Here is a 20,864-nt window from a genome sequence, read left to right on the forward strand (position 1 = left end):
CTTGACCTCCCGCCTGCGTCCTCGGCGCTGAGCGTCATCGTTGGCCTCCGATGAAATTCGGCATGGAGGTACGCGGTGCGAACGGCTTCAGTCCGACGTCCTCATCCGGCGGCCCGGTGGCGAGGAGCGTGGCAATGGCCTCGCGTTCGGTGCCCTGCAGGGCGGGCAGGGTTGCGGAGACCGAATCCAGCACGCCCGTCCAGGGCGCGCCGGCCTCCCGCAGCACCAGGCGCATGACCTCGAAGCCCGCGCGGTGCTCCTCGAGCAGCCGCTGCCCGGGAACCGGATGCGCCGAGGCGAATTCGAGCACCACCGCCAGGTGGTCGGACAGCTCGTCGTCGCCGAGCACCAGACCGGCGCTGCGGTAGACCTGCTTGAACCGCAGCAACGCCATGCCGCGTTTGCGGGTGTCGCCGTAGAGGAACCACGTCAGGTACGGGCTGAAGCGCTTGCGATGATCGAAGGTGTTGACGTATTCGGTTGCCACAGTGGGCGGTTGCGTGGTCTCGAGGTAGGACAGCACTGGATGCAAAGGTGCACCCACTGCCTCGGGCAGCGTCGAAACGGCCCGGGCCAGGATGGGCAGCGAGTCGAGCAGCGCCTCGTCGGGATAGCCGAGTAGCACCGACTGCACCTGCCAGGCTGCGGTCCGCTGGTCGTCGCCGGGCTCGGCTCGCGCGGTCCTGCGCCTCATTTGCGATGCCTCCCCGGCTGTTTCGGCATGAGCCCGTCGGGCGTGCCGGGACCGTCCCAGTTGAGCAGGTTGACCCGGGCGGATCCGGCGACCGACCCCGACCCGTCCGCGGTCTGCCGCTCCCGCAGCATCCGGAAGTTCTCCACCGCGACCGGCGTCAGCTGCCCGGAGCTCTCACCGAACGGACCCCAGCCACCCACCACGCCGCTGCCGTTGTCTCGCGCCATCCAGCCCTGCCTCTCAGCGTGTCGCGGCGGCATCCGTCGCGCGATCGATTACCCGAGCACATGAACAATCCGAACCTACCGGCATATTTTGGGCAATTGACGAATTTCAGACTGGTCAGTTACACGAGAGCGATCCGGTATTCGACCGCGGGAATTGTCAGGCGGTTCCGACGACCTTGCGTTCCACCCGCACGCCGAGCAGGATTTCCGAGACACCCAGGGCAATGGTCAACGGGCCCACCACGATCGACAGCGATGTCAGCGATTCGAACCGGACCACCCCGACCACCACACCGGCGGCGAGCGTCAACAGCCCGACCACCTCCAACCGGCCCGCCCCCGCGAACTGCTCCGACCACACGCCCACAATGGCTTGCACGATGCCCCGCACCACCCAGGCCATCCCAATCCACAAGGACAGCAACGCAACCCACTCACCGCTGGTGAACGCCCAGGCGGCCAGCACCAGCGCGATGATCGCGCTCACGACCTCCAGTACCTTCAACGCGGTGCCGATCCGCGCCCCGAACGCGACGACGAACTGCACCGCCGACGATGCCACCAGCGTGAGCCCGTACAGAATCCCCGCCACCGTCTGCGATTTGTCCGGCCACACCGTCATCACCACCCCCAGCACGACCGAGCAGCCGCCGGTCACGACCAGCGACTGCCAAGCCCAGTCGGCGAATACATCGGTTCGCCCCTCGATCCGATTGGCGGGCATGCATAAATGATATGACCGATTTACCCAGGTAACTGGACGTTTGCGTTCTCACCGGCACCGGCGCGTCGCCCGTCGGCGAATTGCCCGGCACCCGAGAGCACGCACGACAACAGGCGGACAAGCTCGGCCTGCCGGCAGGTGCCGGTCTTGGCGAACACCTGGCGCAGGTGGGTGCGTGCGGTATTGACCGAGATGTAGAGCTCCTCGGCAACCGACGCCAGCCCGCTGCCGCGCAGAACCTCGAAGGCGACCTGCGATTCGGCCCGGGTCAGCCCGTAGAGCTCGCGCAGGGTTTCGCGGCCTCCCGGCTCCTCACGTTCGGGATCGACGATCACCATCAGTGCCGAGCGGCGCGGTGACTCCTGCGAACCCGGGCAGAGCGGCAGGATCGACACGGTCAGCGGCAGCCGGTCGCGGTCGCGTGGAATGAGCAGGCGGGCCGCGGCATTCGACGGGCCGGTCTGCACGGCCGCCGCCAGCAGGCGACGCAGCCGACTCGACACCGCGGGGTTGTTCGATTCCAGGCGCGCCAGGGCGCCCAGGCGCAGACCGTCGCCGGCCCGCAATATCGCCAGCGCCGCAGGGTTGGCGTAATCGACCCGGCCGCAACCGGATACCAGGGCCAGGCCGTGCCGGTGGCGGTCGAGCACGCTGAGCGCGAGATCCCGGTCGATGACGGCATCGGTCAGTCGCGCGGCGATGCCGAGGGCGTGGTCCAGGTGCGGCAGGAACAACCTCAGCACCGGTTCGGCCAGGATACGGTCCAGGTTCCGGTCCGCGCGCGGATAGACGGCGATCCAGGAGCCCGGCGTCGCCAGCCGCGCGAACATGCCGTCCCCGAGCTCGTGTGGCGCGGCCCAGCCGGTGCAGAACGGATGCCGGCGCCCGCCATCCGGTGGGATCAGCTCGCTACCGGTGAGCACCGTTGCGGTGAGCGCGGATTCGAGCGCGGCCGCGAACGGATCGATGCGCCCGTAGCGCTCGTTGTAGCTATCCCGCAGCCCCTCGGCGGTGCTCGCGATCATGGACCGCCGCCCGCCCTGTGCCGTGACGAGGCAGCCGTGGTGGCCGCCGAGGCTGTCGGTGATGGCTCGCAGTGCGCGTGTCCACGCGCCGGGCTGGCCTGTTGCACGGTTGATCTCCGCGATCAGCTCGGAAAAGCGAGCGAGCGAGATGCCCGTCTCCCCCATGTCCATTGTCCCGCCCCCCCATCAAGAACGATCACGTCCCGGCCGCCGAGCCCCGGTCGGAGGTGATACCAGTTTATCGGCCGGGCGCAGCGAGTTATCACAGGGAAAATTCATCTGTTCGGGTGAGGAATCGGACGGGCGATCCCGCTTTACTCGGGTCACAGCAAACGGCCGGGCACCGGATCGGCTGTACCGCAAGGGGGAGAAGGCTCATGGCTTTCACCAGGTATTGGCCCATGGGCGCCGGCCGGGTGGTCACCTCGGGATTCGGGCCGCGCGACGACGGCTTCCACTGGGGCGTGGACTTCGGCAAGGACGGCGGCAGCGGGGGCGAGCCGGTGTACGCGTCGCAAGGCGGGACGGTCGTGTATGCCGGTGCCGCAACGGGTTTCGGCGGACCGGATCCGGCGGGCCGGCTGGTCGTCGACCATCCGGCGGCGGACGGCGGGGGCACCACGGTCTACGGGCACATCGTCCGCGAGGTCGAGCTGGGCAGCCGGGTCGAGGCCGGGCACCGTATCGCCCACGTCAATCCCGACTCCGGCACCAATGGCGGCGTCCCCCCGCACCTGCACTTCGAGTGGCACCGGTACTCGTGGGTGCCGCCGGGCCCGGATCGCCTGGATCCGCTCACCATGCTGACCGACGCCGCCGAGCCGCCCGCGCCCGACCAGAACGGACCCGATATGACTTCCAACGCAACGATTTTCGGCATCGACATCTCGAACTACCAGGACGGGCTCGACCTCACGGAGGTCTTCGCCGAGGGATTCGAGTTCGTCATCGCCAAGGTCAGCGAGGGCGACTACTACACCGACGCTTCCTGGCCCGCGTTCCGCGACGCCACCCTGGCGGCCGGCAAGATCCTCGTCGGCTACCACTACGTGCGCGGCGATGTCGACGCCGACGCCCAGGCCGCGCTGTTCGTCGATCACCTCGGCGATCACGGCATCCCGGCCATGCTCGACCACGAGCTGAACTCCGGCGACATCGGCGTGTTCGAGGCCGTGCGCACCGCCATCGAGAATCGTGGTGTGCACGTCGCACTCTCGTACCTGCCGCACTGGTACTGGGAGGGCACGATGGGCTCACCCGACCTGAGCGGAATTCCGCCGCTGATGACCTCGAACTACGGCGACGGCCGCTCCGGCTACGCCTCGGTCGTCTACCCGGGCGACGACGACATCGGCTGGCAGCCCTACGGCGGGGCCGAGGTCGCGGTATTCCAATTCAGCGACAGCGGCTCGGTAGCCGGTCGCTCCCTGGACGTGGATGCCTTCCGCGGCAGCCCCGACCAATTCCGCACCCTACTCACAGGAGACGATATGTTCACCGACGACGACCGCCGCATGCTGCGTGACATCTGGACCCAGCTGCTCGGACAGGACGGCAAGGGCTGGCCCCAGCTGGGGCAGAACTCCCTGGGCCAGAACCTCACTCCGGTCGACGCCCTCAGCGAGATCAAGGACGATCTCGAACACCACTGAGCCACGGCCGGGTTCGCCGGTGACCTACCGTGCGTCACCGGCCGGCCCGCGTCTACGGAGCGCTGAGGAACACGCCGCGTGACGAGGTGCCGTCCGCGGCCGACCACAGCGCGTCGACGTGGCTGCGGTCGCGCTCGAGCGCCGGTCCGGTGGTGAGGCGGCGGTGGACGCGGATCAGCTCCGCACCCGCGTTGGTCGAGCGGTCGGAATCGAAGGCGATATCGGTGTGGGTATCGGTGTCGATGACCGTCGGACGGAATCCGGGTGCGGGCCAGAGAATGTCGCCAGGGACCACGTGCACGGTCAGGTCGGGGGTGTCGCTCGTGCTCTGGTCCTGGGCGGTGGCCTTGCCGGTCAGCAGCAGAGCGGCCTGCTCGATGAAGACCGGGTCGTGCGCGGCGTCGTAGAGCCAGCGCAGGCCCAGCACACCGTGTTCGGACGTGCCGATCAGTGCCTGGTCGAGGTCCTCGGCCCGCGCACCGTGGTAGGTCATGGGAATCAGATACGCCACCGGCTCCGCGCGCGAGGCGTCGGTGACGACCATGAGTTCGATGCCGACCTCGCCCGCCGGATCGTCGAGACGGAAGCCGCCGGACTTGGACAGGACCGGCGACTCGGCGCCGGAGTACCAGTGCCGGGTGGGCAGCCACCGCGCCAGCAGCTCCAGCTTGGTGGGCACCATGGTCGTCCTGTGGATCTCGGCCATGCCGCCATCCTGCCAGAGATGGGCGGGATAGCGGCGGAACTTCTTGCGGCGGTGCGTTATTCGTTAGGTCCGCGCAACTTTCGGAAGAAGTCACGCAGATCGGCGGTCAGCAGATCGGGGGCCTCCATCGAGGCGAAGTGGCCGCCGCGATCGAATTCCGACCAGTGCACGATCGTGTTCCGGTGTTCGGCGACAGCGCGAATACTGCTGCTGCCCGGGAAGACCGCGACACCGGTGGGAACGCCGGAATCGGCCGGTGCGGCACCCCATTGCCGGGATTCCTTGTAGAGCCGCATGGAGGAGCCGGCGGTATCGGTGAACCACAGCATCGACAGATCGGTGAGGAGCAGGTCGCGGTCGATCGCCGCATCGGGTGTCGGCTTCGCCGGATCCGTATAGGTGTTGACCACATCCAGGACCCACGCCAGCATCCCGGCCGGCGAATCGGACATCGCCGGGGCGAGGGTCTGCGGGCGCGTGGAGTGCATGCCCGCGTAGCCGGATGTCTCCAACCGGTTCCAGTCCTGGTACCGGGCCAGCTTCTCCCGGTCTCGGGCGCTGAGGTCGGCCGGGTCGATGTCCCCGGCCGGGATCGTGATCGGGTCGTTGAGGTGGACACCGGCCAGGTGCTGCGGCGCGTTCCTGCCCATCTGCGGTGCGATGAAGGACCCGGCGTCACCACCGTGCGCCCCGTATCGCCCGTATCCCAGCGCGGCCATGAGCTTCGTGATCAGTTCCGCGCTGCGCTCGGTCGAGGCGTCCCCCGGCCGGCGGGTGGGGCCGGAGAAGCCGAAGCCGGGCAGGGTCGGGATGACCACGTGGAAGGCATCGGCGGGATTGCCGCCGTGGGCGCGCGGATCGGTGAGCGGGCCGATCATGCCGGTAAAATCCTCGAAGGGCCAGCCGTGGACCAGCACCAGCGGCAGCGCGTGCGGCTCCGGCGAGCGGACGTGCACGAAATGCATGCGCTGACCATCGATTTCGGTCAGGAACTGCGGGTGGCGATTGCGCTCGGCCTCGTGGACGCGCCAGTCGTAGCCGCTCCCCCAGTACTCGCACAGCTCCCGCACGTAGGCCGTCGGAATGCCGTAGGTCCAGCCCACCCCGGGCAGGTCCGCGGGCCAGCGGGTGCGGGCCAGGCGGGTCCGCAGGTCCTCGATGTCGGTGGCCGGGATCTCGATTCGGAAGGGCTCGAAAATCGTCATGCGTCCACGGTAGGAATCAACTAGGTCAGGTGCTGTCCTATACCGTCAGCGGATTCCCCTCGGGTTCACCCGCGTTCTACGCTGTTGGACAAGCGTTTCAGCCGCAGCGAGGCGGCCAGGTGAAGGGATCAGGCATCGTGGGCACCGCTTTTCCACCGGGACCGCCACTTCCACGCGCGGTGCAGACCGCCCTCTACGGCAAATGGCGCGGGACCCTGGTGCGCCGGTCCGCGCGCCGCTACGGCGACGTCTTCACGCTCCATCTGGTCGCGCCCTATGCCGAGAACCTGGTGGTGTTCTCGCGGCCGGAGCACATCCGCGAGATCTTCGCCGCCGACCCCGCGGATCTGCATGCCGGCGAGGGCAATCGACTGCTGGTGCACATCATGGGCGAACATTCGCTGTTGCTCACCGATGAGGACGAGCACGCGCGGGCGCGGCGGCTGCTCATGCCGGCGTTCGTCGGCTCGTCGCTGCGCGGATATCGCGGGCTGGTCGACACCATTGCCGCGACCCATGTCGACCGGTGGGTGTCGGGGTCGACGGTGCTCACGCTCGACGCGATGAACGATCTGACACTCGATGTCATCATGCAGGTGGTGTTCGGCATGACCGACGAACGCCGCCGCGCCCAGCTGGCGCCGCGGCTGCGCCGGATCGTCAATATCGATCCGATCATCTTCTTCGGCTGGAAGTATCCGTTCCTGGAACGGCGCGGGCCGTGGAAACGCTTCCGCGACAACCAGAACGCCATCGACGAGCTGCTCTACAGCGAGATCGCGGAGCGGCGCGCCCATCCGGACCTGGAGGCGCGCACCGATGTGCTGTCGCGGCTGCTGGCGGTCGGCTCCGGCGAGAACTCCACCGACGCACCGCTGTCCGACGAGGAACTGCGCGACCAGCTGGTGACACTGCTGCTGGCCGGGCACGAGACCACCGCGTCGGCGCTGTCCTGGACCTGCCACGAGCTGGCCGCCAACCCGGATGTTCAGGACCTGGCGCGCCGGGCGGCGCACGACGGGGACGAGAAGTACCTCGAGGCGGTGCTGAAGGAGGCCATGCGCCTGCACACCGTCATCGGCGGGACCGGACGGCGACTCACCCGCGACATGACACTCGGTGGATACGAACTGCCGAAGGGAACCGTGGTCGCGACCTCGATCCTGCTGGCGCATCGGCGCACGGAAGCCTTCCCGGATGCCCTGACCTTCCGGCCCGAACGATTCCTGGACGGTTCGGTCGCGGCCAACACCTGGCTGCCGTTCGGCGGCGGGGTGCGGCGCTGCATCGGTGCGGGGTTCTCGCTCATGGAGGGCACGGCGGTGCTGCGGGAAATCCTGACCCGCTACCAGCTTTCACTGCCCGACGGGGCGGGCAGCGAACCGTCGCGGATGCGCAACATCACCCACGTTCCGGCACACGGCGCGCGCGTGGTGGTCACCACCGACAACACCGTTCGGGTGTAGCTGGGGTCCCGGACCGGCAGAGTCGCGTATTCGTGGCAGTTGCTGGCCGATCGGCGCGGCCGGGCGCTGGGATCGACGGTTGCGCGATCCGACTGCGTCCGGGCGCGCTCGGATCAGGGGCTGACCCGCTGGGCGGAACGGGACAGATCGACTGCGGCCAGTTTCGCCTGCGACCACTGGACGTATTCGAACAGCGTTCCGTCGGGGTTGCGCACCATCATGTTCCGTCCCGTCGGAATGTCGGCCTGTGGCGTGACGAGGGTGGCGCCCCGGGCCAGCAGGCTCGCCTGCCATTCCTCGAGCGAATCCACCGAGATCACCATGTCCTGCCTGGGGGCGGACGCGAGTGCGTCGGCCGGGCCACCGATCAGTACCACCGGCCCGATGGTCGCGATATCGAGATCTCCCGCCTCGAAACGGAAGTGCAGATCGCAGGCGAGGCCGAGGGCCTGCTCGTAGTAGTCGAGGGTCGGTGCGAAACGCTCGCTCTCTACTCGAACCGGGGTGTATGACTTGACGATTCTCATTGTCCGCCTATCTATTTCGCCTCGGGGAAGCCGTATTCGTGCCAGTTCGCGAGCACCCGCCGCTGGATCTCGGCGGGCCAGCCGTTCTCGAAACTGCCCTTGATCGGCCGCTTGCCGATCGGATAGAGGTCGGCAAGCAGGCAGTTGTAGATGACCTTGCCCGCGCTGAAACCTTGCTGTTCCTCGGCTGACAGATAGATCCCGAGCGGATCGGTGAGCTTGCGTTCGAAATGGAATTCGCCGCGGTTCACGTCAGGGTGCGAGCGGGTGGCGAACGCCCACACCACCTGATCCAATTCGGTGATATCGATATCGTCTTCGACCAGCAGGATCTTGGGGGCGTGCACCGCGGCGGGCCCGCCGAGCACCACCTCGGCGACCTTGTCGACCAGTTCGTGCGACGCCAGCCCCGTCGTCTCGTGCCAGTCCTGACGCACCGCCAGGGTCAGCCAGTGCACGGCGGCCTCGAAGTTGTACCAGGCCGACGAGATCGGTAGCTCGGCCTCGCGTAGCAGGTGCAGGATTTCACCTGCGGCCGCCGTGCCGGTGATAGTGTCGTCCTCCTCGACCGGCGGCCCGGCGGCGACCACCGGCAGAATCGCGTTGTCCCGGTAGGTGATCGCGGAGACCTCGAAGCGGGCTTTGAGCGAGCTCCCGATCGCGTTGTAGCCCGGGTACTCGTTGAAGGGGCCTTCCTCGACATCGTCGTCGAGCAGGACGTGGCCCTCGATCACGATCTCGGCGGTGGCCGGGACCAACAAGTCGACCGTCTCGGCAGCCACGATCTCGATGCCCTCGCCGAAAAGTGCTCCCAGGTAGTGGCTTTCATCGATACCCTGGGGCAGCGGCATTCCGCTGACCACCGGCAGGCCCGGCTCGACTCCGAGGGCGACGGCGATCGGCATCGGCTTGCCCGCCGCGGTCCACATCGCCCGGATGATGCCGATCTGCTGTGACTTGGGCAGCAGGCAGGCAAGAGTTCGCTTGTCGTGCACCATCATTCGATTGACGGACCAATTCGTCCAGGATCCGTCGGGCGTCTTGACGATATTGGCACCGAAGGTCTGGATGTAGCGGCCGCCATCATTGCCGTGGATCCACGGCGTCGGGAAGGCGAATAGGTCGATGTCGTCGCCTCGCATGATGTGCTGCTTGCACGGCGCACTGTCGGCGGCGACCACCGTCGGGGGGATACCGGGCTTGGTGCGCGCGTCGGCGAGGGCGTCGACGATCTGTTGACCTGTGGCGTCGGCCGGGAGTCCGATCGACAGTGCGAGCCGGGCCAGCCGGTGCCGTGGCGAGCTCAGTGCCGCAGGCGCTCCGAACAGTCGGAAACCACTGTTGGCGTAACCGGTCAGATTCGTGAAAAGCGGTGCCGGGGCACGCAAGTCGTAGCTCCGCCGAATGATCGCGCCGACCTCGAGATTCCAGTCCACCTCCTTGTCGATGGTCAGTACCTCGCCTATCTGCTCCAGTTGGGCGATGAATTCGCGCAGACTTCTCGAGTGGGCCACGGGGTTTCCTGTTCTAGTCGCCCCAACGGGGCAGGTCGGGTACGTCGATGTCGAGTAGGTCCAGCGCACGGCCGGCGGAGTGGTCGATGATGTCCTGCACGCTGTGCGGCTGCAGATGGAACGCGGGGACCGGCGGCATCACGATGCCTCCGGATTCGGTCACGGCGGCCATCGCTCGCAGATGCCCGAGCCTCAGCGGCGTCTCCCGGACCATCAGCACCAGGCGTCGCCGGGTCTGCTGGCCCGCGGGCGTCACGACCAGATGCGTCTCCACCCCGGCCTTGCGGGCCAGTTCCGGCACCCGCATCCCATAGGCGATGCCCGTGGCGCCACTGATTCCCACAACCAGTCGGCGCGGCTTCACCTCGTCGTCCATAGCACGTTCGGACCTCCGAGTCATCGAATTCGACCGGCAGTCAGAGTGTTTCGCCAGACGAACAGCTCGAAGACTAGCGACGTAGAAGAGATGCGCGTAAGGACGATTGACGTCAGTGGCGTAACCGATTACGACAGGGGCGGTCAACCTTCCAGCGACACCTCTGCGGCTCGGGCGGTCACCAGGCCCTGCGCGGACCAGTCCAGTTCCTGTTGCCAGTCCCGGTCAGCCTCGCCACGCCGACTACCTGCGGTTACGCCATATCCCTTGGTTTTTCGGCGATTACTACCTGAACCCCTGGCTAGCTGGTCTTACCCGGTGACCGGGTGCACGTGCAGGGCACAGCTGTCGATCGTCACTGTGACAGTGCGGGTGTCGGTCGAGTTCGGTGGCGTGACCTGCAGATTCGTGTACAGCGGACAGTGATTGCCGGAGTCGTCGACGGCGATGCCCTCGACGACCGCGGTGCCCGGACGACCGGATTCCAGTGTCACGGTGGGCGGTTCGTCGCTGCCCTGCGGCAGACCGCCCATGTATCCGCGCGGGGTCCGATCGGCGTGCAGCAGTGGGCCGCCCGCGCCGGTGTCGACGCCCGGATAGCCGGTCAGCGTGCAGGGGGCCGCGCCGGCGGCGAGGCTGAAAGTGAGTTTCACGCCCCGGTGCCCGGTGGCCGGGGACATGACATCGGCGGTCACGTCGACCTGGCCTGCACCGCAGGCCGCCTGCCGCGCCGGGGCCGTGGTCTTTGCTTCCTGGGAACTCGGCGGGGTGGCGGGAGCCGCGGTGCTCCCGCCCGCGACCGTGGCTCCGCCCGTGACTGCCGGTGAGGTCGCCGGTGGTGAGGTGGTGGACGCATTCGACGAACAGGCGGTCAGGCCGAGTGCGAGGACTCCCAGTGCGGCGAGAATCCCTGTGCGATAGCGCATTTCCCAACTCCTCCCGGTCCGGGAACATTGGCGGGCGGCCCCCGGCGTCCCCACACCTTGTATCGGTTCACGCCGCGCGAGTGTGAGCGCTCACTCCACCGCCCACCCTAGAGGCGGTCCGGGAAGTCCGCGGCTCGCCGCGCGTGCGCCCGCGCCACGAACCCCGAGCAGTCGGGGCATTCGCTGATGATCGAGTGGGTGCACTCGAGCAGGTGCTCGAGGAACCGGTCCGTCGCCGCCAGCAGTTCGATGCGCTCGCGCACCTCGGCGCGGCGGTCGGCGATCATGTCCCGCCGGCCGTCACGCCCGCTCACTCCGAGCTGCCGGATCTGGTCCAGTGACAGTCCGGTTCGCTGCAGCGTCTGGATCACGCGGGCGTAGTCGAGGATGTGTTCGCTGTAGCTGCGGTGACCCGACGGGCTGCGCGGCGGCGCGAGCAGGCCGACCGACTCCCAGTGCCGCAGCACGTGCGTCTCCACACCGAGCGCGGCGGCGGCGTCACCGATTCTCATGTCCTGGGCTGTGGCCACGATGTACCCCTTTACTTCATGTCGACCTTAAGTATTAGCGTTCCAGCATGTCCGATCCAGTGCGCAAGTCCACCATCATCCAATGCTGCACCGCGGCAGTGAGTTCCATTCACGGCGCGGTCCGGCCGCGGCCCATCGACCAGCGGTTCCTGCGGTCCATCACCGACGCCGGGCTGCCGGCGACCGAGCGCACCGTCACGGTCACGCCGCTGCCGCAGTTTCCGCGGTCGGCGCCAACCGCGGCGATCGTGGAGGGGGTGTTCACACCGAGACGCATCGCCAGCTCGCTGACCTCCTTCGTCGTCCAGCACCCCGACGCCACCTTCATCGTCGATCCGAGCTATTGCATCGATGCGGAGCGCCGCGCCATCTCGCAGCTGCCCGCGGCCATTCGTCCCGTCGTGCGCCCGCCCGTCGAGACAATCCCGACCATCACCGGCCTGCAGTCCGAGCCCACCCTGCCCGCGCTCGATTTCGCCCTGCCCACGCACGCGCATTGGGACCACGTCTGCGGACTCCTCGACTTCCCGGGGCTGCCGGTTCACCTCCACAGCACAGAGAAGGACTGGGTTATGACCGGGCCGGTCGCGCCGGTCGGTGGTGTGCGCGATGCGCTGGTGGACCGCCCCACGGTCGAGTACGACCTCGACGGCCCACCGGTGCTCACCTTCACCCGCAGCCGTGACCTGTTCGGCGACGGCAGCGTGGTCCTGGTGGATCTCGCGGGCCACACGCCCGGCAGCGTGGGCCTGCTCGCGCACACCGCGCGCGGGTGGATCCTGCTGGCGGGCGATGCCGCCTGGCATGCGTTGCAGATCGAGAAGGTGCGCCAGAAGTCCGGCTTCCCAGGCATTTTCGTCGACGAGAATCGCGACCTGACCTTCAAAACTCTGCACCGGCTGCACCTGGCGCAGCGGCTCCTGCCGGTTATCCCCACCCATGATCACGATGCGGCACAGCAGCTGGTAGCACCTCATGCGGAGGCCACCGAACAGCTACCGTGAACGCATGGGGATCACCGTGCGCCCGGCGCAAATGTCCGACATTCCCGAATTAGCGCGCGTGCTCGGCATCGCGTTCTCCGACGATCCACTCATCACGTGGCTGATCCGGGACGATGCCACCCGGGCCCGCCGCGCCGCCGCCCTCTTCGCCGCCCAGGCTCGCCACCACTTCGTTCCCCTGGGCGGTGTCGAGGTGGCCTGCAATGACGCGAATTCCGTAGTCGGCGCGGCACTCTGGGCGCCACCCGGCCACTGGCACGTCGCCGACACCGCGATGCCGCCCCAGCTGCCGGGCCTCGCCTACGCCTTCCGGCACCGCCTGCTCATGGCCGGTAGGCTCGCCGACCGCATGGCGGCTGCCCATCCTCGCGAACCGCACTGGTATCTCGCCGTCATCGGCTCACTGCCCGGCGTCCGCGGTCAGGGTTACGGCCAGGCGCTGATGCGGTCCCGCCTCGAGCGGTGCGACGCCGAGGGCATCCCCGCCTACCTGGAATCCAGCAAACCCCAGAACGTCCCGTACTACGAACGCTTCGGCTTCGACGTCACCGGCACCCTCGATGCAACCGCCGGCGGTCCACCGCTGTGGCCGATGTGGCGCACTCCGCGCTGACGCGCAAATGCGGTGTTGCCGATCGGAATTCGGTCGGCAACACCGCATTTGCGTGACAGGGTTACGGTTTGCGGGCCATGCCGCCGACCACCAGCTGTTCCCAGACCGTCAGCTCCGGATTGCCGGCGTTGGACTCCGATGGATCGGGACGCCACTGGGCGCATGGGCGCAGGCCGTCCTCCTCCAGCGTGAGAGCACCGAAGAGGAACTCGATCTCCGGTTCGGTGCGGAAACGACCGCGACCGAACGCTTCCACGATCTTGTTCGCGGTCGCTACGGCCTCGCGGGTGGCGCCGGAACGGAAGTGTGAGATATAGACCCGGCTACCGGAAGGGAAGCGATCCGACCAGTACCGAACCACGCCGGCCGGATCCTCTTCGTCATTGACGAAGCTGAGAGTGATCCCGAACAGGATGCCCACCGGCTCGTCGAAGTTGATCACACGCTGTACGTCGGCATGCTTCTGGATGCTGTCCGGATCACGAATATCCGCTTCCAGCACCACGATTCCGTCATCCACGGCGAGCAGGGCTCGCCCGTGGGAGGCCACGAACGGGTCGTCGTCCACATACACGACGCCGGCGTCCGGATACACCTGCCGCACCACCTGGTGCACATTGACGCTGGCAGGCAGGCCGCAGCCCATATCGATGATCTGGCGAATTCCGGCCGCCGCCATGGCCTTCACGGCCCGCAGCACAGCGTCCCGATTCGTGATGGCCAACCGCTCGGATCCGGGTAGGTCCTCGATGAAGTAGTCACCGACATCCTTGTCGACACCGTAGTTGTCACGCCCGCCGAGTACGTAGCTGTATACGCGTGCCACGCTCGGCCGGGACTGCCGCGCTCGCATGGCGTTGATGTTCAAGTGTCACACCCCTCTTTCCTCACCGACGATACCGGCTATCCACCAGGAAATCCTGCGCCAACCGGGCGAACGCCGCCAGCCGCCCCGAACGACGGATCGTGCCTATTGCGTAGCGCCCGCGGCGGCCGTGGTCGTCGGCGCCGCCGCCGTGGTTGTCGGTGCGGGAGCGGTGGTTTGGGGCGCGGCCGTCGTGGTCGTGACCGGTGCGGCGGTTCCCGGATCCGTGGTGGTGGTCGGGGCGACCGTGGTGGTCGGCGTCGGGATTATGGACGCGGAAACCGGATCGGGGCAATGGCCGAGTATCTCACCGAGACGGTTGATCTCGGCATTGCTGCGCGGGTCACCGACATAGTTGATCTTGTCGGTGCACTTGACGTAACCGTCCGGCGCGGGGGCTCCGCCGGGGGGCGAGTCGGACACGGGCGGGGTATCGGGTGACTCGCCCGGGGGCTGCTGCTGCGGCGCCGCGCCGCCAGGCGAGCCCCCCACGGGACTTCCCCCGACCGGCTGGCCCGCACCCGGACTCGCCACGGGCGCACCGGAAGTAGTCGAGACTGCCACCGTGCTCGTCACACTGGCCGACGGCTTGACCGTCGTCGCGATCGCGGTCGATTTTCCCGAGTCGCTCGAGCAACCCGCCACCAGCGCGACCACCGGTGTCATCATCAGCACCGCGATACGCGTGGCCGTTTGCAGGCGCGACCGACCACGCCATTCCGCCAGAGCGGACATCGATTCCTCCTGAGGGTGCAGCCCCAGCCCCGACTCATCCGCTGCACGAACATCTTTCGCCGATCCGGAATCGAATCGGCCACCTTGAATCCAGGGGCATTTACACCCCCGCTCGACACTAAGGGCTCCAGCAACCGGACGCCATCGTCCTCGGTGCCCCTATTTCTGTGGGCCACTTATCGATCAGGTACCTGCGATTTATCGATTGAGTACCGACTCTACTCTCACAGCTTCGCCACCGAGGCCGGATCACGTTGCGCGAGCAGGGCATCCAGCTGCTTTTCGGCGCGTTCGGCACGGGTCAGGGTCTGGGTGCGGGCATCGTCCAGGGCAGCGAGCCGTTCGGCGGCCTCCTGCCGCGTCTTGTCGACGGCGGCCGCCGATTCCGTGCGCACCGCGGCCAGATCGGCGGCGGCCTGCCGGCGTACCTCGGCGAGTTCCGTCCGCGACCGGTCGACCTCGGCGCGGGCCCCCTTCAGTTCGTCCCGGGTGTCCGCGACCACCTGATTGCGTTCGGCCACAGCGGCTTCGGCCCGTTCGATGGTGCGCTCGGCATCGGCGGCACGCTGTACGGCGAGATCGCGTTCCGCGCCCGCGGCGGTGATCCGCTGGGTGGCGTCCCGGCGCACCTGCTCGATCTCGGCGGCCGCCTTCGAGCGGGCCAGCTCGATGTCCTCGCCGGCCTGCTGGCGCGCCCGCTCGGTGTCCTCGGCGGATTCTCGCCGGATAGTGCGGATCTCGGCCTCGGCCTCCGCCCGCGCCGCGAACACATCGTCCGCCGCCTGCTTCGTGATCCGCTCGACTTCCTTCAGCGCGTCGTCGCGAGCGGTGAGTGCCTCCGCGATCCGGCTCTCGGCTTCCTCTGCGGCCAGCGCCGCGTCCTCGGCCGCCGATTCGGCTGCCGCCCGGGCCTCTTCGGCCTCCCGCCGCGCCTGCTCGGCCGCCACGGTGGCCATCTCCGCCTCCGCGATCCGCCGTGCCGCATCCGCCTGCACGGCCTGGACCTGAGCTTCCGCGACGGCCGGATCGGCCAGCGTGGACAACTCGGCCACGGCGGTATTGAGCGTCGTCCCAAGCTGTTCGGCGATCGCACGGAACTGGCCGAGCAGCTCATCGGCCCGCAGCCGGGCCACAGTCACCGGCCCCCGTTGCGTCACAGTGACATTCGCCGGGGGCGTCTCCCCCTCGGCCTGTTGCTGCCGTTGCCGCTCTCGCCAGGCCCTCCAGCGGGTGTGCTCCGGGTGATCACAGTATTCCGACGGACGCCCCGGCCCTCCGCCACGCGTAATCGGTTTGGTGCAGCCGGGGTAGTTGCAAATGCTAGACACACCGGAAATCGTAGCGTTGGTTTCGTCGAATCCAACGGAACAACACGAAACGAAACCTGAAGTACCCCAAATCGAACCGAGCCGTTCTGACCCCCGATAAGTGAACGTTATCGGGGGTCAGGCTCGCCACTCCTCCTGAAAACGCTTGATTCCGTTTCGTTTACGTTTGGTTGTCCCACACGCTACGGAAATACAACGAAACCCTTCGAAAACTGGGCACGCATGTACGCCCGTACCATTTCTCACGAGATGCGGCGACTCGTGACCCGAGCAGGGACAAGATCGCGGCTGCGGCATACATTTGCGCAGTACCGCCCATAACCGACCCGGAAGGACGGGATCCGACGTGTCCGACGCAGAACGGATCAACTGGGACCATCTCAAGACTCGGCAGCCGACCGATGCCGAACGAGATGCGCTGCGAGCAGACCTTGTCGAACGGGCGCTTGCGGTCAGGCGGAACGGGTGGGACGACTACCGGTCCGTGTGGACCAGCGGCGAGGTTGCCGGTGTCGCCTACCTGCTAGAGGAAGGCGACCTGCTGGAGGAACTCGACGAGCACGAGGGGTCGGTGCTGACCCGATTCGCCGGCGATCTGTACGGCTTCAAGGGCGCCCGGAAGGACATCGAAGCCGGCCTGGTCGGCACCCAGGCGTGGTTCGCCACCGCCCGCGCCGAACTGGATGCCCGCAGTTCCGGCGCGAACGGATAAGCAGCGTCGGCTACTTCGCCTGTGGCGCAGGCTGCGCCGGATCCTTGCAGTACGGGAGTTCGGGTGCGCAGGGGGTGAGGATGGTGGAGAAGTACTGGATGGCGGAGAAGAGGGTGACGGGGCCGCCGGCGAGGACGATGCCGGCCATGGAGCCGACTGCGCCGAGGGTTGCCATGCCGAGCACGCAGCCGGCGACGGTGGCGCCGACGAAAGGCACCAGCAGGGCGATGACCGGGCTGGAGATGACCGCGCCCGCGGCACCGCCGACCAGACAGCCGACGCCGGCGCCGAGGACGGCACCGAGCACGGCGCTGACGGCCGCACCGACTGCGACGCGTTGGGCGAATGCGCCCAGGGCTTGTGCGTCACGTGGCGTAAAGGATTCGGCCACTTGGGTTGCCGCTTGGTCGACGGTCACGACGTCGCGGGCGTCTACCCGAGTGATCTGCTGCGGGTTGGCCTTCGACGGTGTGAGGGTCGCGGTCGAGCCGTCGAGTCGGGCGGTGACAGGGTAGGCGGTGTCATCTATACGGTAGGTCAGCGGGAGCGCGGCGACGGGTCGGTCGTGGCGGTCGAAGAGCACCAGTTGCTCGTCGAGACGGCGCAGCGTGCCGTCGCTGACGGTGAGAACGGCGGAGTCGCCCTGCCGGGTGACTTCGTATGCCACCGGCGCGGATTCGCCGTCTGCGGTTGGTTCCGCATAGGCCGTCGCGGCGGGAATGACCACTGCGGTCGCTGCGAACGCGGCGACCACCGCGGATTTCCTCATCTTCATGGGTACCTCATCATCATTGATGGAATCGGGCGCGGCCCTGCGGTCGTCGCCCGTGAGGAGCGGGGGTTCGTTCCGCCCCCGCATCCGGCGGTCAGGCGCCGGAGGCTGTGTAGTCGGCGAGAACCGTTGTCGCCGTCGCGGTGTGGGCCGCGACGAGTTCGCGCTCGAGGATCTTGCCGCTGGCGGTCGTCGGCAGGGTGTCGGCCGGTCAGGACGCGACGGCCAGCGGTGCGGCGGTGGCGGCCCGTACTTGCGCCGCGGTGATGCCGGGGGCGCATTCGCGCAGCATCAGCCTGGCCGGAGTGACGTCGATGACGGCGAGGTTGGTGATGATGCGGTGCACCACCCGTTCGCCGGTCAGCGGAAGCGTGCAGTGGGACACGATCTTCGGCGCTCCGGTCTTGTCGGTGTGTTCCATGAGCACCAGGACGCGACCGGCGCCGTGGACCAGATCCATTGCCCCGCCCATACCTTTGACCATGTGGCCGGGGACCATCCAGTTCGCCAGATCGCCGGCGGACGAGACCTGCATACCGCCGAGGACGGCGGTGTCGATGTGCCCGCCGCGGATCATGCCGAAGCTGGTGGCCGAGTCGAAGAACGACGCCCCCGCCAGCGTCGTGACGGTCTCCTTGCCCGCATTGATCAGATCGGCGTCGACCTCGTCCGCCTCCGGATACGGCCCGGTGCCGAGGATTCCGTTCTCGGAGTGCAGGGTGACGCGGACGCCGGCGGGCAGATGGTTCGGGATCAGGGTCGGCAGTCCGATGCCGAGATTGACGTATTCGCCCGGGCGGAGTTCGCGTGCGGCGCGGGCGGCCATTTCGGTGCGGGACCAGCCCGGATTCGTGGTGGCCGTGGTCATGTCGACTGCTCCTGGGCGACGGTTCGCTTCTCGATGTGTTTGAGCTGTGGTCCGGTGTGCACCACCCGGTCGACGAAGACGCCGGGCAGGTGGATGCGCGCCGGATCGAGATCGCCCGCGGGAACCAGATACTCGACCTGCGCGATGCAGCAGCGTCCGGCCATGGCGGCCAGCGGGTTGAAGTTGCGGGCCGACTTCTCGAACACCAGGTTTCCCTCGGTGTCGCCGATGCGGGCATGTACCAGCGCGAAGTCGGCGGTGAGCGCTTCTTCGAGCACATAACGCCGCTCACCCCAGCCGCTGCCGAAGGTGCGTACTTCCTTGGCGGGCGAGGCCACCGCGACCGATCCGTCCGCGGCATACCGCCACGGCAGCCCGCCATCGGCGACCGGGCTGCCGACCCCCGCCGGCGTGAAGAACGCCGGAATGCCCGCGCCGCCGGCCCGCAGCTTCTCCGCGAGGGTGCCCTGCGGGGTCAGCTCGACCTCCAGTTCGCCGGCCAGATACTGGCGGGCGAACTCGCTGTTCTCGCCCACATAGGAGGCGATGATGCGGCGGATACGCTTGTCCGCCAGCAGAATTCCGAGGCCGTGGACATCGGTGCCGCAATTGTTGGATATCACCTCGAGATCGGTGACGTCGCGTGCGGCGAGCGCGTCGATGAGTGCGTCGGGGATACCGCACAGCCCAAATCCACCCACCGCGAGCGAGGAGCCCGAGGTGATGTCGGCGACGGCGGCCGCGGCCGACGTGGCGACCTTCGTCATCGAGTGGCCCCCGGTTCGGCCGCCGCCGGCCTCGTCTCCTCGACGAGTTCTCGCAGCAGCTCGGCCGCGCGCGGCCAATCCCCGTATCCCGACGCGGGATTGAGGTGGCCGACATCGCCGAGATCGACCAGTCGACTCCCCCACGCCTCCGCCATCCCGGAGACACGCCGGTAGGTGGCCAGCGGGTCGGTGGTGGAGGCGGCGACAATGCTGGGAAATGGCAAGCGCCGCCAGGGAATCGGTGTCCATCCGTTGGCGTCCAGTTCCTCGCGCGCGGGGTACCCGTCCGGTAGCGGGGTCTCGAAATCCGGGGGCGTGGCCAGCAGTGCGCCCTGCACGGGCCGGGTGGACTGCTGCGCCCAGCGCACGGTGATCATGACGCCGGCGCTGTGGGCGACGAGCACGACGGGCCCGTCGATCTCGGTGAGCACCGCGTCGAGGGCGGCCACACGGGCTGCGCAGGAGAGCTTGTCCCGCTCCAGCGGCGGCACCGTGCGGACCCGGTCCAGTTGGTCGGCGAGCCGGGTCTGCCAGTGGTCGGGGAGGTGGTCGCGCAGCCCGGGCACGATCACAACGGTCGGTGTGGTGGTCTCACTCATGAGGTGCGGCAAGTCCTTTCGAAGGTCCAGGTGATGCGCCGGAGTCGAGCGCGGCGAGCCTGCGTAGCCCGGCGGGATAGGCGCGCTTGCCCAGTGCAAGGGCGGCGATGGCGAGCAGATAGGTCAGCGGTGCGAGCCGCAGCGCGTTCGCCAATCCGAGGTGATCAGCGAGGACGCCGACGACGAACGGGCCCAGTGCCAGACCGAGCAGACTGTTCGCGAGGGTGAGGGTGCCGAAGGCCGAAGCCTGGACGGAGGGGTGGGTGAGGTTGGCGACCATGGCCGCGGCCGGCCCCGACGATCCGCCGGAGAAGAACGCCCCGACTCCGATCAGCAGCAGCTGCAGCGGACCGTGGCCGACGGCGAAACCGATGGCGAGGCAGGTCATGGCGATCGCGCAGAACACAATGGCCGTGGTCCATTTGCGGGCCATGTCGGTGCGGCTGACCCGGTCGGTGATCATCCCGCAGCCCACCATCCCGGCACCGACGAGCAGCACGAACACCGAGGCGATCGCGCCGGCCCGGTCCGGGGCCAGGTCGTAGTAGCGGCCGAAGAAGCTCGGCATCCACGACAACAGCACCGCTGCGGTGAAGATCTGCAGGGCACTGCCCGCGTACGCGCACAGGACCGCCGGATTGGTGAATAGTGTCGAGACCGGAACCCGCAGGCCCGCTCCACTTTCCGGGCTCGGCGCCGGGTCGGCGGCGTACCGGGCCAGCGTCTCCTCGCTGACGGCCGCCCGGAACAGCGCCGCCAGGACCAGCCCGAAGACCGCCATGAGGGCGAACGACCAGCGCCATCCGAAGTGCACGGCGATCACCCCGCCGAACGCCACGCCCAACACCGAGCCGAACGATCCGCCCGCCATGAACGCCCCGCTCAGCGCGGCATGCATGCGGGGCGCGAATACGCTGAGTACCACGGCGATTCCGACGCTGCCGTAGGCGGCTTCGCCGACCCCGACGAGGAAGCGGGCGCCGAGCATCTGCGGGTAGTCGGCGGCCACCGCGCACAGCAAGGTGGCCG

At 68.0% G+C, this 20,864-nt stretch carries 25 protein-coding genes; 6 read left to right on the plus strand and 19 right to left on the minus strand.

The window, feature by feature from the left end; genetic code table 11:
• Positions 1–34: 34 nt before the first annotated feature.
• The 4 genes from narJ to ACFXN1_RS06245 all read right to left on the minus strand — a co-directional run bounded on the left by narJ (position 35) and on the right by ACFXN1_RS06245 (position 2,835).
• Positions 35–694, minus strand: a complete 660-nt coding sequence (gene narJ, locus ACFXN1_RS06230; protein ID WP_379440873.1) for a nitrate reductase molybdenum cofactor assembly chaperone — start codon at positions 692–694, stop codon at positions 35–37.
• Complete coding sequence (locus ACFXN1_RS06235) at positions 691–921, minus strand: hypothetical protein (protein WP_379440872.1); 231 nt, start codon at positions 919–921, stop codon at positions 691–693. The genes narJ and ACFXN1_RS06235 overlap by 4 nt, the downstream gene beginning before the upstream one ends.
• Positions 922–1,078: 157 nt before the next feature.
• Complete coding sequence (locus ACFXN1_RS06240) at positions 1,079–1,645, minus strand: DUF308 domain-containing protein (RefSeq protein ID WP_379440870.1); 567 nt, start codon at positions 1,643–1,645, stop codon at positions 1,079–1,081.
• A gap of 20 nt (positions 1,646–1,665) precedes the next feature.
• Complete coding sequence (locus ACFXN1_RS06245; RefSeq protein ID WP_379463510.1) at positions 1,666–2,835, minus strand: helix-turn-helix transcriptional regulator; 1,170 nt, start codon at positions 2,833–2,835, stop codon at positions 1,666–1,668.
• Positions 2,836–3,047: 212 nt separating this feature from the next.
• Here ACFXN1_RS06245 and ACFXN1_RS06250 point away from each other — a divergent pair, with 212 nt between their 5' ends.
• Positions 3,048–4,322, plus strand: a complete 1,275-nt coding sequence (locus tag ACFXN1_RS06250) for a GH25 family lysozyme (RefSeq protein ID WP_379440868.1) — start codon at positions 3,048–3,050, stop codon at positions 4,320–4,322.
• Between the two features lie 52 nt (positions 4,323–4,374).
• Here the strand turns inward: ACFXN1_RS06250 and ACFXN1_RS06255 are convergent, their stop codons facing one another.
• Both ACFXN1_RS06255 and ACFXN1_RS06260 read right to left on the minus strand, forming a co-directional pair.
• Entirely contained in the window at positions 4,375–5,028 is a 654-nt protein-coding gene (locus ACFXN1_RS06255; protein WP_379440867.1) for a 1,4-alpha-glucan branching protein, read from the minus strand.
• 56 nt (positions 5,029–5,084) lie between these two features.
• Positions 5,085–6,233 carry an epoxide hydrolase family protein gene (locus ACFXN1_RS06260; RefSeq protein WP_379440866.1) on the minus strand — a complete coding sequence of 383 codons (1,149 nt, stop codon included), beginning with the start codon at positions 6,231–6,233 and terminating at the stop codon, positions 5,085–5,087.
• Positions 6,234–6,352: 119 nt separating this feature from the next.
• On the opposite strand from ACFXN1_RS06260, the gene ACFXN1_RS06265 reads away from it, so the two are divergent.
• Complete coding sequence (locus ACFXN1_RS06265) at positions 6,353–7,699, plus strand: cytochrome P450 (protein WP_379440865.1); 1,347 nt, start codon at positions 6,353–6,355, stop codon at positions 7,697–7,699.
• A 113-nt stretch (positions 7,700–7,812) separates the two neighbouring features.
• On the opposite strand, the gene ACFXN1_RS06270 is transcribed toward ACFXN1_RS06265, so the two are convergent.
• The 5 genes from ACFXN1_RS06270 to ACFXN1_RS06290 all read right to left on the minus strand — a co-directional run bounded on the left by ACFXN1_RS06270 (position 7,813) and on the right by ACFXN1_RS06290 (position 11,572).
• Positions 7,813–8,226 (minus strand): VOC family protein, encoded by a 414-nt coding sequence (locus tag ACFXN1_RS06270; protein WP_379440864.1) that lies wholly within the window; start codon positions 8,224–8,226, stop codon positions 7,813–7,815.
• Between the two features lie 11 nt (positions 8,227–8,237).
• Positions 8,238–9,740 (minus strand): UbiD family decarboxylase, encoded by a 1,503-nt coding sequence (locus ACFXN1_RS06275; protein ID WP_379463511.1) that lies wholly within the window; start codon positions 9,738–9,740, stop codon positions 8,238–8,240.
• Positions 9,741–9,753: 13 nt separating this feature from the next.
• Positions 9,754–10,116, minus strand: coding sequence for a flavoprotein (locus ACFXN1_RS06280; protein WP_379440862.1), 363 nt, complete (start codon positions 10,114–10,116; stop codon positions 9,754–9,756).
• 311 nt (positions 10,117–10,427) lie between these two features.
• A complete protein-coding gene (locus ACFXN1_RS06285; protein WP_379440861.1) occupies positions 10,428–11,042 on the minus strand; it encodes a DUF4232 domain-containing protein in 615 nt (204 codons plus the stop codon).
• A 107-nt stretch (positions 11,043–11,149) separates the two neighbouring features.
• Positions 11,150–11,572: a MerR family transcriptional regulator gene (locus ACFXN1_RS06290; RefSeq protein ID WP_379440860.1), complete on the minus strand. Its 423-nt coding sequence runs from the start codon at positions 11,570–11,572 to the stop codon at positions 11,150–11,152.
• 47 nt (positions 11,573–11,619) lie between these two features.
• Between ACFXN1_RS06290 and ACFXN1_RS06295 the strand changes: the two genes are divergently transcribed.
• Entirely contained in the window at positions 11,620–12,576 is a 957-nt protein-coding gene (locus ACFXN1_RS06295) for an MBL fold metallo-hydrolase (RefSeq protein WP_379440859.1), read from the plus strand.
• Positions 12,577–12,580: 4 nt separating this feature from the next.
• Positions 12,581–13,189, plus strand: coding sequence for a GNAT family N-acetyltransferase (locus ACFXN1_RS06300; protein WP_379397084.1), 609 nt, complete (start codon positions 12,581–12,583; stop codon positions 13,187–13,189).
• A 61-nt stretch (positions 13,190–13,250) separates the two neighbouring features.
• On the opposite strand, the gene ACFXN1_RS06305 is transcribed toward ACFXN1_RS06300, so the two are convergent.
• A complete protein-coding gene (locus ACFXN1_RS06305; RefSeq protein WP_379440858.1) occupies positions 13,251–14,057 on the minus strand; it encodes an SAM-dependent methyltransferase in 807 nt (268 codons plus the stop codon).
• Positions 14,058–14,159: 102 nt separating this feature from the next.
• On the minus strand, positions 14,160–14,477 hold the full coding sequence (locus ACFXN1_RS06310; RefSeq protein WP_379440857.1) for a hypothetical protein: 318 nt from the start codon (positions 14,475–14,477) through the stop codon (positions 14,160–14,162).
• 142 nt (positions 14,478–14,619) lie between these two features.
• On the opposite strand from ACFXN1_RS06310, the gene ACFXN1_RS06315 reads away from it, so the two are divergent.
• Positions 14,620–14,802 (plus strand): hypothetical protein, encoded by a 183-nt coding sequence (locus tag ACFXN1_RS06315; RefSeq protein ID WP_379440856.1) that lies wholly within the window; start codon positions 14,620–14,622, stop codon positions 14,800–14,802.
• 211 nt (positions 14,803–15,013) lie between these two features.
• Here ACFXN1_RS06315 and ACFXN1_RS06320 read toward each other — a convergent pair whose 3' ends face one another.
• Entirely contained in the window at positions 15,014–15,946 is a 933-nt protein-coding gene (locus ACFXN1_RS06320; RefSeq protein ID WP_379440854.1) for a hypothetical protein, read from the minus strand.
• A 517-nt stretch (positions 15,947–16,463) separates the two neighbouring features.
• Between ACFXN1_RS06320 and ACFXN1_RS06325 the strand changes: the two genes are divergently transcribed.
• Positions 16,464–16,829: a hypothetical protein gene (locus ACFXN1_RS06325; RefSeq protein ID WP_379446096.1), complete on the plus strand. Its 366-nt coding sequence runs from the start codon at positions 16,464–16,466 to the stop codon at positions 16,827–16,829.
• Positions 16,830–16,839: 10 nt separating this feature from the next.
• On the opposite strand, the gene ACFXN1_RS06330 is transcribed toward ACFXN1_RS06325, so the two are convergent.
• From ACFXN1_RS06330 to ACFXN1_RS06350, 5 genes are all read right to left on the minus strand, one after another.
• Positions 16,840–17,604: a hypothetical protein gene (locus tag ACFXN1_RS06330; protein ID WP_379446097.1), complete on the minus strand. Its 765-nt coding sequence runs from the start codon at positions 17,602–17,604 to the stop codon at positions 16,840–16,842.
• 208 nt (positions 17,605–17,812) lie between these two features.
• Positions 17,813–18,469, minus strand: coding sequence for a 3-oxoacid CoA-transferase subunit B (locus ACFXN1_RS06335; RefSeq protein WP_379446099.1), 657 nt, complete (start codon positions 18,467–18,469; stop codon positions 17,813–17,815).
• Positions 18,466–19,236 (minus strand): CoA transferase subunit A, encoded by a 771-nt coding sequence (locus tag ACFXN1_RS06340; RefSeq protein WP_379446100.1) that lies wholly within the window; start codon positions 19,234–19,236, stop codon positions 18,466–18,468. Before ACFXN1_RS06340 ends, ACFXN1_RS06335 begins: the two co-directional genes overlap by 4 nt.
• Complete coding sequence (locus tag ACFXN1_RS06345; protein ID WP_379446101.1) at positions 19,233–19,835, minus strand: RBBP9/YdeN family alpha/beta hydrolase; 603 nt, start codon at positions 19,833–19,835, stop codon at positions 19,233–19,235. Before ACFXN1_RS06345 ends, ACFXN1_RS06340 begins: the two co-directional genes overlap by 4 nt.
• A partial coding sequence (locus ACFXN1_RS06350; protein ID WP_379463512.1) for an MFS transporter occupies positions 19,828–20,864 on the minus strand: 1,037 nt, incomplete at its 5' end. The genes ACFXN1_RS06345 and ACFXN1_RS06350, both read right to left, overlap by 8 nt.

Origin of the sequence: Nocardia sp. NPDC059154, from assembly GCF_042755705.1 — a bacterium.
Lineage (GTDB): Bacteria > Actinomycetota > Actinomycetes > Mycobacteriales > Mycobacteriaceae > Nocardia.

Excerpts from the sequence above, each read along its gene's own strand:
- ACFXN1_RS06255 (WP_379440867.1), bottom strand. The coding sequence starts at position 5,028 with ATGGCCGAGATCCACAGGACGACCATGGTGCCCACCAAGCTGGAGCTG.
- narJ (WP_379440873.1), bottom strand. The coding sequence starts at position 694 with ATGAGGCGCAGGACCGCGCGAGCCGAGCCCGGCGACGACCAGCGGACC.
- ACFXN1_RS06285 (WP_379440861.1), bottom strand. The coding sequence starts at position 11,042 with ATGCGCTATCGCACAGGGATTCTCGCCGCACTGGGAGTCCTCGCACTC.
- ACFXN1_RS06345 (WP_379446101.1), bottom strand. The coding sequence starts at position 19,835 with ATGAGTGAGACCACCACACCGACCGTTGTGATCGTGCCCGGGCTGCGC.
- ACFXN1_RS06300 (WP_379397084.1), top strand. The coding sequence starts at position 12,581 with ATGGGGATCACCGTGCGCCCGGCGCAAATGTCCGACATTCCCGAATTA.
- ACFXN1_RS06340 (WP_379446100.1), bottom strand. The coding sequence starts at position 19,236 with ATGACGAAGGTCGCCACGTCGGCCGCGGCCGCCGTCGCCGACATCACC.
- ACFXN1_RS06245 (WP_379463510.1), bottom strand. The coding sequence starts at position 2,835 with ATGGGGGAGACGGGCATCTCGCTCGCTCGCTTTTCCGAGCTGATCGCG.
- ACFXN1_RS06330 (WP_379446097.1), bottom strand. The coding sequence starts at position 17,604 with ATGAAGATGAGGAAATCCGCGGTGGTCGCCGCGTTCGCAGCGACCGCA.
- ACFXN1_RS06250 (WP_379440868.1), top strand. The coding sequence starts at position 3,048 with ATGGCTTTCACCAGGTATTGGCCCATGGGCGCCGGCCGGGTGGTCACC.
- ACFXN1_RS06280 (WP_379440862.1), bottom strand. The coding sequence starts at position 10,116 with ATGGACGACGAGGTGAAGCCGCGCCGACTGGTTGTGGGAATCAGTGGC.
- ACFXN1_RS06295 (WP_379440859.1), top strand. The coding sequence starts at position 11,620 with ATGTCCGATCCAGTGCGCAAGTCCACCATCATCCAATGCTGCACCGCG.
- ACFXN1_RS06270 (WP_379440864.1), bottom strand. The coding sequence starts at position 8,226 with ATGAGAATCGTCAAGTCATACACCCCGGTTCGAGTAGAGAGCGAGCGT.
- ACFXN1_RS06335 (WP_379446099.1), bottom strand. The coding sequence starts at position 18,469 with ATGACCACGGCCACCACGAATCCGGGCTGGTCCCGCACCGAAATGGCC.
- ACFXN1_RS06260 (WP_379440866.1), bottom strand. The coding sequence starts at position 6,233 with ATGACGATTTTCGAGCCCTTCCGAATCGAGATCCCGGCCACCGACATC.
- ACFXN1_RS06240 (WP_379440870.1), bottom strand. The coding sequence starts at position 1,645 with ATGCCCGCCAATCGGATCGAGGGGCGAACCGATGTATTCGCCGACTGG.
- ACFXN1_RS06235 (WP_379440872.1), bottom strand. The coding sequence starts at position 921 with ATGGCGCGAGACAACGGCAGCGGCGTGGTGGGTGGCTGGGGTCCGTTC.